Origin of the sequence: Pseudomonas peradeniyensis, from assembly GCF_014268935.2 — a bacterium.
Taxonomy (GTDB): domain Bacteria; phylum Pseudomonadota; class Gammaproteobacteria; order Pseudomonadales; family Pseudomonadaceae; genus Aquipseudomonas; species Aquipseudomonas peradeniyensis.
Genome location: NZ_JABWRJ020000002.1, coordinates 550,001 through 567,791 on the forward strand (window position 1 = coordinate 550,001; position 17,791 = coordinate 567,791).

The window sequence follows — 17,791 nt, forward strand, 5'->3', positions numbered from 1 at the left end:
CTAGGCAAAATGGCACCGTAACTTCGGGAGAAGGTGCGCCGGTGAGGGTGAAGCACTTGCTGCGTAAGCCCACGCCGGTCGAAGATACCAGGCCGCTGCGACTGTTTATTAAAAACACAGCACTCTGCAAACACGAAAGTGGACGTATAGGGTGTGACGCCTGCCCGGTGCCGGAAGGTTAATTGATGGGGTTAGCGCAAGCGAAGCTCTTGATCGAAGCCCCGGTAAACGGCGGCCGTAACTATAACGGTCCTAAGGTAGCGAAATTCCTTGTCGGGTAAGTTCCGACCTGCACGAATGGCGTAACGATGGCGGCGCTGTCTCCACCCGAGACTCAGTGAAATTGAAATCGCTGTGAAGATGCAGTGTATCCGCGGCTAGACGGAAAGACCCCGTGAACCTTTACTATAGCTTTGCACTGGACTTTGAGCTTGCTTGTGTAGGATAGGTGGGAGGCTTTGAAGTGGGGACGCCAGTTCTCATGGAGCCATCCTTGAAATACCACCCTGGCAACCTTGAGGTTCTAACTCAGGTCCGTTATCCGGATCGAGGACAGTGTATGGTGGGTAGTTTGACTGGGGCGGTCTCCTCCCAAAGAGTAACGGAGGAGTACGAAGGTGCGCTCAGACCGGTCGGAAATCGGTCGTAGAGTATAAAGGCAAAAGCGCGCTTGACTGCGAGACACACACGTCGAGCAGGTACGAAAGTAGGTCTTAGTGATCCGGTGGTTCTGTATGGAAGGGCCATCGCTCAACGGATAAAAGGTACTCCGGGGATAACAGGCTGATACCGCCCAAGAGTTCATATCGACGGCGGTGTTTGGCACCTCGATGTCGGCTCATCACATCCTGGGGCTGAAGCCGGTCCCAAGGGTATGGCTGTTCGCCATTTAAAGTGGTACGCGAGCTGGGTTTAGAACGTCGTGAGACAGTTCGGTCCCTATCTGCCGTGGACGTTTGAGATTTGAGAGGGGCTGCTCCTAGTACGAGAGGACCGGAGTGGACGAACCTCTGGTGTTCCGGTTGTCACGCCAGTGGCATTGCCGGGTAGCTATGTTCGGAAGAGATAACCGCTGAAAGCATCTAAGCGGGAAACTTGCCTCAAGATGAGATCTCACTGGAGCCTTGAGCTCCCTGAAGGGCCGTCGAAGACTACGACGTTGATAGGTTGGGTGTGTAAGCGCTGTGAGGCGTTGAGCTAACCAATACTAATTGCCCGTGAGGCTTGACCATATAACACCCAAGCAATTTGCGCTGAGGCCAAATTGTGGTGGTGAAGACGAAAGAACCGAAAGTTCGCAACTTCACAAAATCACATATCCGAATTCGCTGGAGTATCCATCTGGATGTTCTGGCAACAGAATTTCTTGACGACCATAGAGCATTGGAACCACCTGATCCCATCCCGAACTCAGCAGTGAAACGATGCATCGCCGATGGTAGTGTGGGGTTTCCCCATGTGAGAGTAGGTCATCGTCAAGATTCATTTCGCAAAACCCCTATCTGCGCGAGCAGGTAGGGGTTTTGTCTTTTCCGGGTTCCAAAAGCCAGACCTCCGATCCCTGTGGGAGCGGCCTCGGCAAGGCCGCTCCTACAGGGATCGCGTTGTCTGCGGAGAATGTGACCCGAACACCGATACAGTTCCTCATAATGGCCATCTCCCACAATTCGAGTCGGAACACTAGAATAGAGCCGACGCATCCATTCAGAATGCCTTTATGCCCAACCCTGTCGATCCCGAAGCGCTCGCGCAGATGCCGCTGGACGAGCTCGTGGCCTGCCACGAGTGTGACCTGCTGATGCGCAAGACCACGCTGCAAAATGACGAGAAGGCCCAGTGCCCGCGCTGCGGCTACGAGCTGTATGCCCATCGCCACAACCTGATCAACCGCAGCCTGGCCCTGGTCCTGACCGCGTTGCTGCTGTACGTGCCGGCCAACTTCCTGCCGATCATGCAGTTGCACCTGCTCGGCCAGACCTCCGACGACACCGTCTGGAGCGGTGTGCTTGGCCTGTACAACTCAGAGATGCGCGGCATCGCCGTGGTGGTGTTCCTGTGCAGCATGGCCATCCCCTTGCTCAAGCTGCTCTGCCAGTTGATGGTGCTGTTGAGCATCCGCCTGGACTTCGGCCGCAGCTACGGCCTGCTGATCTATCGTATCTATCACCACCTGCGTGAGTGGGGCATGCTCGAGGTCTACTTCATGGGTGTGCTGGTGGCCATCGTCAAGCTGGTCGACCTGGCCGAGCTGAGCATCGGCCTGGGCCTGTTCTGCTTCATCAGCCTGTTGCTGGTGCAGGTGTGGCTCGAGGTGGTCATGTCGCCGCACCAGATCTGGGTGGCCTTGTCGGGGGAGGATGTCCATGCGGGCGATTGATGCAGGCATCCTGGTCTGCAATGAATGTCACGAGCTGAACCGCCAGGAGCCGGACAGCACCTCGCAGACCTGCACCCGCTGCGGTGCGGTGGTGCATGCCCGGCGCCCCAACAGCATCGTGCGCACCTGGGCGCTGCTAATCACGGCCATGGTGCTGTATATCCCGGCCAACGTGCTGCCGATCATGACCGTCAGCGCCCTCGGCCAGGGCAGCCCGGACACCATCATGTCCGGCGTCATCACCTTGATGAAGCACGGCATGCTGCCGATCGCCGCGGTGGTGTTCATCGCCAGCATCCTGGTGCCGACCTTCAAGCTGGTCGGCATCGCCCTGCTGCTGTACTCGGTGCAGCGCCACCAGCCGCTCTCGGCGCGCCAGCGCATCCTGATGTACCGCTTCATCGAATTCATCGGCCGCTGGTCGATGCTGGACATCTTCGTCATCGCCATCCTGGTGGCGGTGGTGAATTTCGGCCGCATCGCCAGTGTCGAAGCCAACCTGGGCGCCGTCGCCTTCGCCACCGTGGTGATCCTGACGATGCTCGCCGCTTTAACTTTCGATCCCCGACTGATCTGGGACAACACGGAGTCGGATGACGACCATGAGTGATTTGCCTACGGCTAAAACCCGCCCCGCTTCGAACTGGTCGGCCATCTGGATCCTGCCGCTGATTGCCTTGGCGATTGGTGGCTGGCTGGCCTGGAAGGCCTATAGCGATGCCGGTATCGAGATCCAGGTGCGCTTCGAGAGTGGCGAGGGCATCGTCGCCAACAAGACCGAGGTCATCTACAAGGGCATGTCGGTGGGCAAGGTCGTCGCCCTGGTGCTGGATGACAAGGGGGAAAACCGCGGTGTCGTCGCCACCATCGAGATGCGCAAGGAGGCAGGACCTCACCTGACCAAGGGCACGCGATTCTGGCTGGTGAAGCCAAGTGTCAGCCTGGCCGGTATTTCGGGGCTGGAAACACTGGTTTCAGGCAACTATATCGCTGTTGATCCGGGGGAGGGCGAGCAGACCAAGCGTTTCACTGCGCTCAAGGAGGCGCCGCCGTTGTCCGATTCCGAGCCGGGCCTGCACCTCACCCTCAAGGCCGAGCGCCTGGGCTCGCTCAATCGTGACAGCCCGGTGTTCTACAAGCAGATCCAGGTGGGCCGGGTGAAGAGCTATCGCCTGTCCGAAGACCAGGGCACGGTGGAGATCAAGGTATTCATCGCCCCGGCCTACGCCAGCCTGGTACGCAAGCATACGCGGTTCTGGAACGCCAGCGGGGTCAGCATCGACGCCGACCTGTCCGGGGTAAAGGTGCGTACCGAGTCGCTCTCGAGCATCGTCGCCGGCGGTATCGCCTTCGCCACGCCGGAAAACCGCAAGGACAGCCCGCCCACCGATCCGAGCCTGCCGTTCCGCCTGTACGAGGACTTCGATGCCGCCCAGGCCGGCATCCGGGTCAAGGTCAAGCTCAGTGACTTCGAGGGGCTGCAGAAGGGCCGCACGCCGGTGCTGTACAAAGGTATCCAGGTGGGAACGCTGAAGGATCTGAAAGTCGAAGGCGACCTCTCCACTGCCATGGCCGAGCTGACCCTCGATCCGCTGGCCGAAGACTACCTGGTCGAAGGCACGCAGTTCTGGGTGGTCAAACCGTCGATCTCGCTTGCCGGCATCACCGGCCTCGAGGCGTTGGTCAAGGGCAACTACATTGCCGTGCGCCCGGGTGAGCCAGGTGCCAAGCCGCTGCGCGAGTTCGAGGCGCGACCCAAGGCGCCGCCGCTGGATCTGAAAGCGCCGGGCCGGCACATGGTGCTGTTCGCCGATACCCTGGGCTCGCTGGAAGTGGGCAGCCCGGTGATGTACCGCCAAGTGCGCGTGGGTAGCGTGCAGAGCTACCAGTTCGCCCGCAACAGCAAGCGCATCCTGATCGGGGTGCACATCGAGAAGGAATACGAGAACCTGGTCAACGGCTCCTCGCGCTTCTGGAATGCCAGTGGCATCACCCTGACCGGCGGCCTCTCGGGGATCCAGGTCAAGAGCGAGTCGTTGCAGACGCTGATGGCTGGTGGCATCGCCTTCGATACGCCGAAACCGGATGTGCCGCTCAAGCGCCGCATTCCGCGCTTCCGCCTGCATGAAAGCCAGGATGCGGCCAACCGTGCCGGTACCCTGGTCACCATTCGCGTGGAGCGCGCCGAGGGCCTGAAGCCGGGCACGCCGATCCGCTTCCGTGGGCTGGATGTGGGCAGTGTCGAGAGTGTCGACCTGACCGCCGACCTGCAGGCCGTGGTGCTGCGAGCACGGATCACCCAGGCGGCCGAGCGCATCGCCCGTGCCGGCACCCAGTTCTGGGTGGTCAAGCCAGCCTTGGGCCTGGTGCGTACCCAGAACCTCGACACGCTGATCGGCGGTCAGTACCTGGAGGTGCTGCCGGCGCTCAAGGACAAGGGGCCGCAGCGTGACTTCATCGCCCTGAGCGATGCGCCGGAAGTGAAAGGCGAAGAGGTCGGCCTGCCGTTGACCCTGAGCGCGGCGCGCCGTGGCTCGATCAAGCCGGGCGTGCCGGTGACCTACCGCGAGGTCACGGTGGGCAGGGTCACCGGCTTCGAGCTGGGCCAGACCGCCGACCGGGTACTTATCCACATCCTGATCGAGCCGCGTTACGCCGGGTTGGTGCGCGGCGGCAGCCGCTTCTGGAACAGCAGCGGCTTCGGCTTCGACTGGGGCCTGTTCAAGGGCGCCACGGTGCGCACCGAGTCGGTGGAGACCCTGATCGAGGGCGGCATCGCCTTCGCCACGCCGGACGGCGAGCAGATGGGCAACCCGGCGCGACCGCAGCAGACCTTCGCCTTGTTCGACAAGCCCGAGGATGCCTGGCTGGAGTGGGCACCGAAGATCCAGATCGGCAAGTGATGCATGCCGGGCCGCCCGCCTGGGTGGCCCGGCTTTGCGGGAGGGCGCGCGCCAGCCATGAAACCCATCCACCTCACCCTGGTCTGCCACGCCCGCACCGAGGCGCAGCGGGTGGGCCGCTTCGCGCTCGATGACGAGCCGCTGCGTGATCCTTCGGCGCCGTTGTCGACAACCGCCCGTTGCCTCAGCGCGCCGGAGTTGCGTGCCCGCCAGACGGCCGCGGGCCTGAGCGCGACTGTCGATGAGGGGCTGCGCGACTGCGACCTGGGCGAGTGGAAGGGGCTGCTTCTCAAGCAGTTGAACGCAGACGCCCTCCAGGCCTGGTTGTCCGACCCGCATGCCACGCCGCACGGTGGTGAGTCGATTGCCGCCTTGTGCGAGCGCGTCGCCACCTGGATGGACAGCGCGCTGGTGCCTGGCCAGTGGCTCGCCATCACCCACCCCTTTGTCATCCGCGCCGCGATGCTGCATGCGTTGGCTGCGCCCCTGGCGTCCTTCCACCGGATCGATGTGCCACCCCTGGCCGAGGTGCGCTTCAGCCATTGCGGCCAGTGGCGCTTGCAACTGGCCTAACGGCGAATCAACGCCGGTACGGCGCGGATGTAGATCAACTCGCTGACCAGCTCCACCAAGGTCTGGGTAATCACCGCCGCCGCTGCCAGCGCCCGGATCGACTCTGGCAACGCCAGCGCCAACGGCAGCACCACCAGCGAATTGCGCGTGGCGGCACTGAAGGTCACCGCCCGGGCCTCGCCTGTGGATAACTTCAATAGCCGCGCCGCAAGCAACCCGAGCAGCGGTGCCAGCAGGGCGAAGCCGACATACACCGGTAGTACCGGCAGCAGGTCGTCGAGACGGCTGGCCACCACGCCGATCTGCGAAGCGATCACCACCACCAGCACCAGTGCCATGGCCGGCACCGGTAGCCAGGCCCAGGCGTCGTTCCACTTCGCGACCAGGGTCGAGCGCCGCGCCCCGGCGCTGCTGGCGACGGCCAGCAACAGCGGCAGTACGATCAACAGCACGAACGCCTCGACAAAGGGCACCAGCGAGATTTCCACGCTACCGGCGCCTTCGAGCATCAGCGCCAGGTACAAGGGCAGCAGCGCCAGTTGCACCAGCAACAGCACTGGCGTGGCGGCAAGGGTCAGGCGCGAGTCGCCTTTACCGATATGGGTGAACACCACCACGTAGTCGATGCACGGTGTCAGCAGCACCAGCAAGGCGCCGACCAGCACGGCGGGGTGTTCGACCAGGCCACGGGTGCCGACCCACACCAACAGCGGCACCAGCACGAAGTTGGCCAGCAGCAGCGCGCCCATGAAGCGCCGGTTGCCCAGGCCCGCGCGCAGGTCGAGGAAGGGGATCTGCAGGAACATCGCGTACATCAGCACGGCGATGGCCGGGGTCACCAGCGTCTCCAGCGGGTCGGCGGCGCCCGGTGCCAGCAGGCCGAGCGCGGCGGCCAGCACCACGGCAACGAAGTAGAAGGGGATCTGGTTGCGTTCGAGTTGATCTCTGTCCACGGTGTCCTGGTATTTCCGACTGATTTGCTGGGTGGGGCAGGGTACTATCTGGCGCAGTCCATAGGGAGTGATTCGATGCGAATTCTAGTGGTCGGTGCGAGCAAGGGATTGGGACGGGCGCTGGTACAGGGCCTGGGTGGCGTGGGTGATACGCTGGTCGGTGTATCGCGCACTCGGCCGGCGGCGTTGCCGGGCGCGGTACGCTGGATCGAGGCCGACCTCGGCCAGCCGCGCCAGGCCGCCGCGATTATCCACGAGGCGGTGGCCGGGGACGGGCTGGATGTGCTGGTCTACAACGTCGGGATCTGGGAGGCGCGGGCCTTCGACGAGGGCTACAGCTTCCTCGACGACGACGAGGCGCAGATCGAGCGCATGGTCGACACCAACATCACCGCGCCGCTGTTGTTGATCAAGCGCCTGCTGCCAGTGCTGCTGCAAAGCGACCGGCCACGGATCATTCTTACTGGTTCGACCTCGGGCCTGCCAGGGAGCGGGCGGCCAGAGGTGACCTTCGGCGCCAGCAAGTTCGGCCTGCGCGGCATTGCCGAGGCGCTGCGCGAAGGCTTCCGCGACCAGGGCCTGGGCGTCAGTTGCCTGAACCTGGGCTACCTGAATACCGAGGACGGCCTGGATGTGCCGCTGGCCCAGGCCGAGCGACGCGGGGAGGGGACGTTGATCCCCGTGCACGATGTGGTGCAGGTGTGCCGGATGATGCTGAGCCTGTCGTCGTCCAGCTACGTGCGTGACATCACCTTGCCAGCCTTGCGTGACGAGCGCTTCTGAATCCATGTGACGCCAAAGGGGCACGGTGGCCCCTTTGGCCCAGGCTACCTGGAGCGATCGACTGGGCGGCTCAAAGCGCCCGGTCGGTCTCGTTCGTCTCCAAGGGCTTGCGCAGATCACGCAGACTGCGCGTCACCGTCCCGGTATTGCACTTGGCCGCCGCCTGTTCCGGCGTCATGTCGCGGATGGTGCGGTAGAACAGCTCGCAGGTCTGCTTCTTCTGGGTCACCTGCCACTTGCTGGTGCAGGCCTGCAAGGTGAGCTTGGCATCGGCCTGCGGGTTGCGACCCATGCCGGCCTGCCAGCAGGCGGCGGAGAGGTCCTGACCCATCATCTTCAGGCCCGCGGCGTCGGCCTTGTCCTGGTCGCCGTCGTAGCTTTTCGGGTCGGCGGCGTACCAGATCGCGCTCGGGTGGTTGGCGCCGAGCACAGGCACCTTGGCGCTGTCCGGCTCCGGCGCGATGCTGACCAGCCCCAGCACATTGACCTTCGGCCCGTACTGCTGCTGGATCCACGCACGCACCGGCGCGCCGAAGGCGACCATCGGCAAGGCGGCCTTGCCGTCGTGGATGAGGGCCACTTCCTTGACCATCCGCACCTGGTAGTCGTTGAAGTAGCTGTAGACCCCTTCCAGGTCCTTGCCCGCGCTGGCCGGCGCGGCGATCGGGGCGATGTCGACGATGGTCTGGTAGGCCGGGGTCTGGGTGGCCTCGACGCCGTTGAAGGTCAGAAGCTCGGCCCAGCGGTCGGTGGTGTTGGACTTCAGGTAGTCTTGATAGCGGGTCAGCGAGTAGTCCGGCGGGAAGTGCAGCAGCTCGACGCTGCGGCGGTTCTCCAGGGCCATCCCCAAGGGCAGGAACAGGTACCAGCTGTAGTCCCAGCCGCCTTTCTGGTTGAGGCGGGTGGCGCCCTGGTAGGCCAGGTCGCCGCTGTCGAGCAGCTTGCGCAAGGGTTCGCTGTAGCTGGCCGGCACGCCGGTGATGCTGGCGTGCAGCTTGTCGTTGTCGCGGTTCACCGAGACCTTGGCGTTGGCGTAGCCATCGCGCTGCACGCTCTGGGTGAGGTAGTGCTCGACGGTCTTCTCGAGTGTCCAGTCGCGGTAGCAGATCACGTTGCAGTTGTTGGGGTAGGCGAACAACCGGGTGACCCGTTGGGCGTCGCCCAGGTCGATCTGCGCGTCGGCCATGGCCAGGCCGCTGAAGGCGAGGGCGGCCAGGCCCGATACAGCAATCTTGTGCATGCTTAACTCCTTGTCAGTGGCCGCCAGGACGGCGGGCGCGCCCATGGTGGACGAAGAGGAGGGGGAATGAAAAGCGCCAGGACATGGCTATTGGCTAGCGCGTTGATCGGGCTCGGTGCGGTCCAGGCCGATGAACGCGATGTGTGGATGTTCGCCCAATGGGCCGGCGATCACGAGAACCGCCGGTTTCGTGAAATGCTGGTGGACGCCCGGCTGTATGGCGTGGTGCCGATCCATCAGCTGTTGCGCTCGGCCTCGGATTGGCGACTGTGCAACGCCTCGCCCTTCGCGGTGCCGCCGGCGAGCCATTGGCCGGCGGTACGCTCGACGCTGGCCTTGATCCAGACCCTGGACCGCCAGGGCATCCTGCGTCAGTTCGAAGTGGTGTCGGCCTACCGCGATCCCCGGCTCAATGCCTGTGCCGGTGGCGCGCCAAGCAGCGCGCACATGCGTGCCTTCGCCGTCGACCTGGTGCTGCCGCGCTGGGCCGACCCGAGCCCGTTGTGCCGCTTCTGGCAGCAGCACGGCCAAGCCTGGAACATGGGGCTGGGCCGTTACCCTTCGGGGCGCATCCATCTCGACACGGCCGGCTATCGCACCTGGGGCGGTGATGGCAGTGCCGGTTCGTCGTTCTGCAGCAAGCCCAGGTGAGCCAGGCAGGCCCGGCACTCGTCGCCGACCCACTGCGCGAAACACTGGCGCTTGCTGCCGTCATCCAGCGGCTGCGGGCTGAGCAGGTGGTAGCCGGAGCCATCGCGCAGGAAGCCGTACGGCGCCTGTAGCTGACCGTTGTCCAGTTCGTCACGGACCATCAGCGCCGAGGCGATGGCCGTTCCCATGCCCGCGCTGGCGGCCTGGATCGACAGGTAGAAGTGTTCGAAGTCGCTGCGCGCCGTTTGCCGCAAGTCCTGGCCACTCAGGCGCAGCCAGGTGGCCCAGGCGTCGGGGCGGGTGGCGCTGTGCAGCAGGCGCTGGCCCTTGAGATCCGGCGTGGCGACCGGGCCGATCCACTCATCGCAGATCTTCAGGCTGTGCAGCTGGCGGTCCCAGTGGAAGTCATCGCGGCGCAGGGCCAGGTCGATGCCGCCGCGGGCGAAGTCCACCGGGCCGCCGGCCGCCACCAGGTGCAACTGCAGGTCGGGGTGCCGGGCATGGAAGCGCGGCAGGCGCGGAATCAGCCAGCGCATGGCGATGGTTGGCTCGCAGGACACCACCAGCACGTTGTCGTGAGCTTGCTGGTGCAGACGCTGCACGGCGCCCTCCAGTTGCTCGAAGATCGCCTGGGTGGTGCCGTGCAGATCGCGCCCGGCGCGGGTGAGGAAGATCGCCCGGTTGCGCCGTTCGAACAGTTCCACGCCGAGGCTTTCCTCGAGCAGGCGCACCTGGCGGCTGACGGCGCCGTGGGTGACGTGCAGGTGCTCGGCAGCGCGCACGAAGCTTTCGGTGCGGGCGGCGATGTCGAAGTAGCGAAAGGCGGTGAGGGGAGGCAGTTTCATGTGCTGGCCTGTTCCGGCCCCGCGACAGGGCGGTCGATTCAATGCAAATAGGTGAGTAAAACTAGCAGATTAGCCTCACTATAAATCGATTTTTACCCGTTCCAGGCAACAGGATAATCCGGTCTTCCGTGAATTTTCATTGAGGATACCTGTTCGTGAACGAGCTCATTGCCGTCGCCCTCTTCACCCTCCTGGCCGTCATCAGCCCCGGCGCCGACTTCGCCATGGTCACCCGCAGCAGTTATGCACAGGGTCGCAAGGCCGGTCTCGCGGCAGCGGTGGGCATCGCCCTGGGCGTGCAAGTGCATGTGCTGTACACCGTGCTTGGCATCGCCGTGATCATCAGCCAGAGCCCGACCCTGTTCCTGGCCATGAAGGTAGTGGGGGCGGGCTACCTGGTGTACCTGGGCTACAAGTCGCTGACCAATACCACGCGTATAAGCCTCGACGGCCTGGCGCACAGCGAGACAAATGTAGCGAGCGCCTTGCGCACGGGCTTTCTGACCAACGCGCTGAACCCCAAGACCATGCTTTTCGTGGTCAGCGCCTACACCCAGGTGGTGCAGCCCGGCAGCCCGCTGGCGCTGGACTTCGCCTATGGCGCGTTCATGTCGTTCGCCCACTGGGTGTGGTTCAGCCTGGTGGCGGTGTTCTTCTCCAATCACCTGCTGCGTCGGGCGATGATCGAGCGGCAGGAGGTGGTCGACCGGGTTATCGGCGTGGCGTTGATCGGGCTGGGGTTGGCGGTGATGGTGTCAGGCGCGCGCTGAGGCAGCGATTGCATGAGATGAGGCCAGCCGATTAACATGGAATAATTCCCATTTACGCAGCTCCGTCGATGAAATCAACCTCACCCGCTCCCGCCGACAGCCTGGATGCCCTGTACAAGGGCTACCATGGCTGGCTGCTGGTGTGGTTGCGGCGACGTCTGGAGTGTCCCCAGCACGCGGCGGACATGGCTCAGGACACCTTCGTGCGCGTTCTCGCCACCGGCCGTTACGTGGCGCCGCGTGAGCCAAGGGCGTTTCTCGCCACCGTGGCGCGGCGACTGCTGATCGACCGTGGCCGTCGGCACAAGCTCGAGCAGGCTTACCGCGAAGCCCTGGCGTTGCATGTGGAACACCTGGAGCAGGCTCCCTCGCCGGAGCAGGTGATGGCGGCGCTGCAAGCCCTGGAGCAGATCGATCGGGCGCTGTCGAAGATGGCGCCACGGGTGCGCCAGGCGTTCGTCCTGCGTCACCTGGAAGGGTTGCCCCACGCCGAGATCGCCGAGCGTCTGCAGGTCTCGACCAAGAGCGTGCAGAGCTATCTGGTGCAGGCCCTGCTGCTCTGCCACGCTGCGGCACAGGACTGTCTGTGAAAGCGCAGACCTTGCAGGCGGCGGCCGAATGGCTGGTGCGCTTGGACGATCAGCCCTGCGCCCATGAGCGTGAAGCCTTTCGCGACTGGCTTGCCGCCGATCCGGAGCACCTTGAGGCCGTCCAGCAGTTGCAAGGCTCGTTGGCGCCGCTACAGGTGTTGCAGCAGGCACCGGCCCGTGCGGCCCTCGGCGCGCTCAAGCGCCAGCGCCGGGTAGGTGGCGTGGCCCGGGCACTGGCCTTGGCGGTGGTGCTGCTGGTACCGCTGGGGCTGTTGCTGCAGCATTTTCCGGCAGCCTACCTGCTGGCCGATATCCGGACCGGCAGCGGCGAATGGAGCAGCCAGATGCTGCCCGACGGCAGCCTGTTGAAACTGGACGGCCGCTCTGCGGTGGATGTGCACTTCGATGGTAACGTCCGCACGCTACACCTGGTGCGGGGCGAGATCCTGGTAGAAGTGGCCAAGGACCCGGGGCGGCCGTTCCGGGTCGTCACCGAGCATGGCAGCGTGCAGGCGCTGGGGACGCGTTTCGTGGTCGAGCGCCTGTCTGAGCGCACGCGCCTGGCGATGCTCGAGTCGAGCACCGAGGTCGACAGTGCCGGCCAGCGGCTGGTGCTGAAGGCGGGGCAGCAAGTGCAGTTCGATGCCGCCGGGCCGGGTGTGCCCGAGGCCATCGATGGCGCGGGCGTCGAGCAGGCCTGGGCCCATCACCAGTTGCTGGTGCGCGAGCAACCGCTGGCCGAAGTGTTGCAGCGCCTGGCGCGCAACCATGGCGGCTACCTGCTGTTCGACCGCCAGTCCCTGGCGGGGATGAAGGTGACCGCAGTGCTGCCGGTCGATGACAGCGAGCGTGCCCTGCGTCTGCTGGCGCGGAGCCTGCCTATCAAGGTAGAGCACTACACGCCGTGGATTACCCGGGTTTCACTGCGTCCTGCCGCCGAGGTCAGATAAAAATCATTTCCATCTGCTTCCAGTTCTCGAATCCCGTGCGTCCTTGCTCTTAGCCAACACATCGGAGATTCGGGAACATGCTGTCATCCTTGCGCGCGCGCATCCCCTTCAAGCCCCGCAACGCCCTGACCATCGGCCTGCACCTGGCGGTCGCCGGGCTGCCCCTGAGCCTTGCCCCGGCGGTCATGGCCCAGCAGCAGTTGCAGCGCTACGACATCGCTGCCGGCGCGCTGGGCGATGTCCTGAGCCAGTTCGCCCGCCAGGCCGGGGTAGCGATCTCGTTCGACGCCGCGCAGGTGGCCGGCAAGCGCAGTGCGGGCTTGCAGGGCAGCTACGGCGTGCAGGACGGTTTCGTCGCCCTGTTGCACGGTCAGGGCCTGCAGGCTCAGTGGAGTGCCGACGGTTACGTGCTGGTCGCCGTGGCCGGCAGCCCGGGGGCGCTTGAGCTGGGGGCCACCACCATCAACAGCCAGGCGCTGGGCAGCACCACCGAAGGGACCGGTTCGTACACCACCGGCACGACCAGCAGCGCCACCAAGCTCAACCTGAGCCTGCGCGAGACACCGCAGTCGGTCACCGTGGTCACCCGCCAGCGCATGGACGACCAGAACATGAAGACCCTGGACGATGTACTGCAAGGGGCGACGGGCATCACCATCATGAAAAACGGTGGCGAGCGTTCGATGTACTCGGCGCGGGGGCAGTTGATCGACACGCTGCAGATCGATGGCATCCCCACCAACATCAGCAACGCTTACTCGATGGACGCCATCTCCAAGCCCACCACTGACATCTACGACCGCGTGGAAATCGTCCGCGGCGCGACGGGCCTGATGGAAGGGGCGGGCAATCCCTCTGCGTCGATCAACCTGGTGCGCAAGCGCCCGACCCGCGAAGCCCAGGCACTGGCCGAAGTGTCTGCCGGATCCTGGGATGATTACAAAGGCATGCTCGATGTCTCGTCCCCGCTCAATGGCGAGGGTACGCTGCGTAATCGCACGGTCCTCAGCTACAACAATGCCAATAGCTACCTGGACACCGCGCAGAAGGAAAACCAGCTGTTCTACAGCGTGTTCGAGGCGGACCTGAGCGCCGATACCCTGGTGACACTCGGCTTCACCTACCAGAAGGAGCGCAACTCGGGTTACGACTGGTCCGGATTGCCCACCCGCCCCAACGGCGAGTTCTACCCTATCTCGCGTTCGACCTCGCTGACCGGCAAGTGGAATCATCTGGACAAGCGCAACACCACGCTCTTCGGCGATGTGCAGCGCCAGTTGGGCAACGACTGGAAGCTGGTGGTCGCCGCCAGCCAGACCTGGGCCAAGTCGGACTTTCTCGGCAACTTCACCACGCGCGTGGGCGGCAGCGAAGACCGTTTCAGCCTGCAACCCCGGCACTTTCGCTACAACGATACGCAGACCAGCGTCGATACCTACCTGACCGGGCCGTTCCAGCTGCTGGGCCGTCAGCACGAGCTGGTGCTGGGCAGCAATGTGCGCAAGGACGACTTTGACTACCACGGCGGCAATGACGTCGGTTACAGCTACCTGTTCGACATGAACGACCTGGGTGCCTTCAATCCGCCCAGGCCCACGGGGCTGGCCGTCAACAAGTGGAAGTACAACAAGACCCAGGAGCAAGAGGGGATCTATGCCGCTGGCCGCTTCTCGCTTACCGATTCTACCCGCCTGATCCTCGGTAGCCGGGTCAGCTGGTTCAAGACCCAGAGCCTGACCCATGTCACCCGCAAGATCGAAGGTGAGTACAGCGCCAACCGAGAGGTCACGCCCTATGCCGGTTTGATCCAGGATCTCGATGAAAACTGGTCGGCGTACGCCAGCTACACCGAGATCTTCAAACCTCAGGACAACCTCGGAACCGATGGCAGGATCCTCAAGCCCATGACTGGCAGCAACTATGAGATCGGGCTGAAGGGCGAGTTTCTCGACAAACGGGTGACCACCGCGATCGCCCTGTTCCAGGCGGACCAGACCGGCAGGCCGGAGGCGTTGAGCGACAGCGAGGCCGAGACCCTGTGCCCGGCGCTGCCCAATGGTTGCTATGCCTCATCCGACAAGGTGCGCAACCGTGGTATTGATCTGGAGTTGGCTGGTGAGCTGCTGCCGGGCTGGAACCTGTCGGCGGGGTACACCTATACCCAGTCCAAGTACATTGCCGGGGCGCAGAAGGGGGAGGATTTCTCGGCGTCCGCACCACGTCATCTGTTGAAGATCGCCACGGACTACCGCCTGCCGGACAAATTCAACCATGTGCGGGTGGGGGGCAGCTTCCATGCGCAAAGCAAGATGACCTACACCGACGCCGAAGTGTCGGACACGTTCAAGATCGAACAGAAGCCATACACCCTGACCAACCTGCATGCGGTCTACGAGATCAGCCCGAACATGGAGTTGCAGTACAACCTGGACAACGTCTTCGACAAGAAGTACATCCAGACCACGGGCAACGACAACTACTGGAATTTCTACGGCGAGCCACGCAATTTCAACCTGACCTTGCGGACCCGGTTCTGAAGGGGTGAAGCGGGGCGATGCACTGGCATCGCTCCTTGCCTAGGCATTTTTCGCAGACAAAGAAAAAGGGCTTATCTTTCGATAAGCCCTTTTAGAAGGTGGTGGCTACACAGGGACTTGAACCCCGGACCCCAGCATTATGAATGCTATGCTCTAACCAACTGAGCTATGTAGCCAACTTGGCGCGCATTATTAGCTCGAATCGCGATCCTGTCAACAACGTTTTTAAAAAAAATTGCCAACCTTTCAAAAACTTAGCCGGGAAGGGCGCTTCAGCGCACGATCAGCCAGTGGCCGAGCAGGTTGTGCAGGCGCAGTTGCTGGTCGGCGGCCAGGCGCTCGAGGCTCTGCGCCGGGTGGTCGAGGTCGAAATCGCCGCTGACGCGCTGATAGGCCGCTTGCTCGTTCAGCAGCCAGACGCGTTGGCCACGGTAATCGGCCAGGCGCTCCAGCACTTCGCTCAACGGCAGGTTCCTGGCCTTCAATTGGCCGTTGCGCCAGGCATCGGCCAATTTGGCATCGATCTTTTCGACCGGATTGATGCGGTTTTCGCTGAACGTCACCCGTTCGCCGGCATTGACCAGGCGTTGGTCGCCGCCCTGCAACACCGCAGCCTTGCCGCCGAACACCACCAGTTCGTCGTAGTCGGCATGGCGGGCGATCTGCAGACGGGTGCCGAACACCTGGATGCGGGTGTCATCGACCTGCACTTCCATGGCCCGGCCATCGAGCATCACCTCCAGGTATACCTGCCCCTGCACCAGGTGCAGCTGGCGGGTGCGGCCACGCAGGTCGACATTCATCGCGCTGGCGCTGTCCAGGTGCAGGGTCGAGCCATCGGCCAGGCGCACGCTGCGGCGCTCGCCGCTGTCGGTGTGCAGTTCACTGCCCAGACGCTGCATCACCGGCCAGTAGAGCCAGGCCAGGGCGCCCACCAGCAGCAGGAACAGCAGCGCCAGGCACAGCCCGGCCCGGCTGCGACGGACCTTGGCGATGCGTGGTCGCGGGCGTGCCGCCGGCACCTGCAGTTGCTGCCAGTAGGCTTCGAGCTGGGCATAGGCCCTGGCGTTGAGCGGGTCCTGGCACCAGCTGGCGAATGCCTGGCGCAGGGCCTCGTCGCAGCCGGGTTGGCGCAGGCGCGAGAACCAGTCCAGGGCTTCCTGCTCGGGGTCGGGCGTGGGCTGCAAGGCGGGCATCGGGCTCATGGGATCGGTCTGCTCGCAGGAGGAGGGCGGTTTTGCCCAGCGTTTACAGGGAAGAGGAGAGGGATGCTAATTATATTGAGAATTATTTACAAGTACGTGTCGGATGGAAGGCTCGGCAAAATAAAAAGGTAGCTTCGTATCTATTTGTTTCACGATAATCGGATCCCAACCCGCGGACGGACATCCAGCCCATGGCCATCAGCAGTACCACCACTTCCAGTGCCAGCAGCCCGGCAAACCAGGCCTCGCCGCTGGTGATGCGTATCATCGGTTTCTGCGCCCTGGCGCACCTGATCAACGACCTGATCCAGTCGGTGCTGCCAGCGATCTACCCGATGCTCAAGGCCAACTACAACCTGAGCTTCGCCCAGATCGGCCTGATCACCCTGACCTTCCAGATCACCGCCTCGCTGCTGCAACCGTGGGTGGGCTTCTTCACCGACAAGCGGCCCACGCCGAACCTGCTGCCGCTGGGCACGGTATGCACCCTAGTGGGGATCGTGATGCTGGCTTTCGTCGGCAGCTTCCCGATGATCCTGCTGGCCTCGGCGCTGGTGGGCATCGGCTCGTCGACCTTCCACCCCGAGACCTCGCGCATCGCCCGCCTGGCTTCCGGCGGACGCTTCGGCCTGGCGCAGTCGAGCTTCCAGGTCGGCGGCAACGCCGGCTCCGCCCTCGGCCCGCTGCTGGCGGCGGCGATCGTGATTCCCTTCGGCCAGACCCATGTCGCCTGGTTTGGCGTGGCCGGGTTGTTCTTCTTCGCCGTGACCCTGATGCTGCGCCGCTGGTACAAGGAGCACCTCAACCAGGCCAAGGCGCGCAAGGCGGTGCAGGCCACCCACGGCATTTCGCGCCAGCGGGTGATCCTGGCGCTGGTGGTGCTGGGCCTGCTGGTGTTCTCCAAGTACTTCTATATGTCCAGCTTCACCAGCTACTTCACCTTCTACCTGATCGAGAAGTTCCAGCTGTCGGTGGCCAGTTCGCAGTTGCACCTGTTCCTGTTCCTCGGCGCGGTGGCGGCGGGCACGTTCTTTGGCGGGCCGATCGGTGACCGTATCGGGCGCAAGGCGGTGATCTGGTTCTCGATCCTCGGGGTGGCGCCGTTCACCCTGGCGCTGCCGTATGCCGACCTGTTCTGGACCACCGTGCTCAGCGTGGTGATCGGTTTCGTCCTGGCGTCGGCGTTCTCGGCCATCGTGGTGTATGCCCAGGAGCTGGTGCCGGGCAATGTCGGGATGATCGCCGGGATCTTTTTCGGCCTGATGTTCGGCTTCGGCGGCATCGGTGCTGCGCTGCTGGGGTATGTGGCTGATCTGCGTGGGATCGAGTATGTGTATGGGGTTTGCTCGTTCCTGCCGCTGTTTGGGTTGCTGGCGGTGTTCCTGCCGTCCACTGGCAAGCGCTGATGACTGAA

At 63.8% G+C, this 17,791-nt stretch carries 15 protein-coding genes, 1 tRNA gene and 2 rRNA genes (1 of these 18 only partly in view); 13 read left to right on the forward strand and 5 right to left on the reverse strand.

Features of this window, described 5'->3' with window-relative positions:
• From HU751_RS11955 to HU751_RS11980, 6 genes are all read left to right on the forward strand, one after another.
• Positions 1-1,232, forward strand: a 23S ribosomal RNA gene (locus HU751_RS11955); it begins 1,661 nt to the left of the window's first position.
• Positions 1,233-1,365: 133 nt separating this feature from the next.
• A 5S ribosomal RNA gene (gene rrf / locus HU751_RS11960) occupies positions 1,366-1,481 on the forward strand.
• Positions 1,482-1,717: 236 nt separating this feature from the next.
• Entirely contained in the window at positions 1,718-2,377 is a 660-nt protein-coding gene (locus HU751_RS11965; RefSeq protein WP_186714228.1) for a paraquat-inducible protein A, read from the forward strand.
• Positions 2,364-2,987 (forward strand): paraquat-inducible protein A, encoded by a 624-nt coding sequence (locus HU751_RS11970; RefSeq protein ID WP_186714227.1) that lies wholly within the window; start codon positions 2,364-2,366, stop codon positions 2,985-2,987. The genes HU751_RS11965 and HU751_RS11970 overlap by 14 nt, the downstream gene beginning before the upstream one ends.
• Positions 2,980-5,280, forward strand: coding sequence for a PqiB family protein (locus HU751_RS11975; RefSeq protein ID WP_186734715.1), 2,301 nt, complete (start codon positions 2,980-2,982; stop codon positions 5,278-5,280). Before HU751_RS11970 ends, HU751_RS11975 begins: the two co-directional genes overlap by 8 nt.
• Before the next feature lie 57 nt (positions 5,281-5,337).
• Positions 5,338-5,853, forward strand: coding sequence for a histidine phosphatase family protein (locus tag HU751_RS11980; RefSeq protein ID WP_186734716.1), 516 nt, complete (start codon positions 5,338-5,340; stop codon positions 5,851-5,853).
• Here the strand turns inward: HU751_RS11980 and HU751_RS11985 are convergent.
• Positions 5,850-6,806: an arsenic resistance protein gene (locus HU751_RS11985; RefSeq protein ID WP_186734717.1), complete on the reverse strand. Its 957-nt coding sequence runs from the start codon at positions 6,804-6,806 to the stop codon at positions 5,850-5,852. The genes HU751_RS11980 and HU751_RS11985 overlap by 4 nt on opposite strands.
• 75 nt (positions 6,807-6,881) lie before the next feature.
• Here HU751_RS11985 and HU751_RS11990 point away from each other — a divergent pair, with 75 nt between their 5' ends.
• Positions 6,882-7,589 carry an SDR family NAD(P)-dependent oxidoreductase gene (locus tag HU751_RS11990; protein WP_050703650.1) on the forward strand — a complete coding sequence of 236 codons (708 nt, stop codon included), beginning with the start codon at positions 6,882-6,884 and terminating at the stop codon, positions 7,587-7,589.
• Between the two features lie 70 nt (positions 7,590-7,659).
• On the opposite strand, the gene HU751_RS11995 is transcribed toward HU751_RS11990, so the two are convergent.
• The gene (locus tag HU751_RS11995; protein ID WP_186734718.1) at positions 7,660-8,829 is read right to left on the reverse strand and encodes a hypothetical protein; all 1,170 of its coding nucleotides are present in this window, start codon (positions 8,827-8,829) and stop codon (positions 7,660-7,662) included.
• 66 nt (positions 8,830-8,895) lie between these two features.
• Here HU751_RS11995 and HU751_RS12000 point away from each other — a divergent pair, with 66 nt between their 5' ends.
• A complete protein-coding gene (locus HU751_RS12000) occupies positions 8,896-9,480 on the forward strand; it encodes a D-Ala-D-Ala carboxypeptidase family metallohydrolase (RefSeq protein WP_186734719.1) in 585 nt (194 codons plus the stop codon).
• Here HU751_RS12000 and HU751_RS12005 read toward each other — a convergent pair.
• The gene (locus HU751_RS12005; protein ID WP_186734720.1) at positions 9,420-10,325 is read right to left on the reverse strand and encodes a LysR substrate-binding domain-containing protein; all 906 of its coding nucleotides are present in this window, start codon (positions 10,323-10,325) and stop codon (positions 9,420-9,422) included. The genes HU751_RS12000 and HU751_RS12005 overlap by 61 nt on opposite strands.
• A 155-nt stretch (positions 10,326-10,480) precedes the next feature.
• On the opposite strand from HU751_RS12005, the gene HU751_RS12010 reads away from it, so the two are divergent.
• From HU751_RS12010 to HU751_RS12025, 4 genes are all read left to right on the forward strand, one after another.
• Complete coding sequence (locus tag HU751_RS12010) at positions 10,481-11,095, forward strand: LysE family translocator (RefSeq protein ID WP_186734721.1); 615 nt, start codon at positions 10,481-10,483, stop codon at positions 11,093-11,095.
• A gap of 68 nt (positions 11,096-11,163) precedes the next feature.
• The gene (locus HU751_RS12015; RefSeq protein ID WP_186734722.1) at positions 11,164-11,685 is read left to right on the forward strand and encodes a sigma-70 family RNA polymerase sigma factor; all 522 of its coding nucleotides are present in this window, start codon (positions 11,164-11,166) and stop codon (positions 11,683-11,685) included.
• Positions 11,682-12,635 (forward strand): FecR family protein, encoded by a 954-nt coding sequence (locus HU751_RS12020; RefSeq protein WP_367616956.1) that lies wholly within the window; start codon positions 11,682-11,684, stop codon positions 12,633-12,635. The genes HU751_RS12015 and HU751_RS12020 overlap by 4 nt, the downstream gene beginning before the upstream one ends.
• Before the next feature lie 77 nt (positions 12,636-12,712).
• The gene (locus HU751_RS12025; protein WP_186734723.1) at positions 12,713-15,172 is read left to right on the forward strand and encodes a TonB-dependent siderophore receptor; all 2,460 of its coding nucleotides are present in this window, start codon (positions 12,713-12,715) and stop codon (positions 15,170-15,172) included.
• A 99-nt stretch (positions 15,173-15,271) separates the two neighbouring features.
• On the opposite strand, the gene HU751_RS12030 is transcribed toward HU751_RS12025, so the two are convergent.
• Positions 15,272-15,348 (reverse strand) — tRNA-Met (locus tag HU751_RS12030).
• A gap of 96 nt (positions 15,349-15,444) precedes the next feature.
• Positions 15,445-16,368, reverse strand: a complete 924-nt coding sequence (locus HU751_RS12035) for a FecR family protein (RefSeq protein WP_186734741.1) — start codon at positions 16,366-16,368, stop codon at positions 15,445-15,447.
• Between the two features lie 200 nt (positions 16,369-16,568).
• On the opposite strand from HU751_RS12035, the gene HU751_RS12040 reads away from it, so the two are divergent.
• Positions 16,569-17,783 carry an MFS transporter gene (locus tag HU751_RS12040; RefSeq protein ID WP_186734724.1) on the forward strand — a complete coding sequence of 405 codons (1,215 nt, stop codon included), beginning with the start codon at positions 16,569-16,571 and terminating at the stop codon, positions 17,781-17,783.
• Positions 17,784-17,791: the final 8 nt, after the last annotated feature.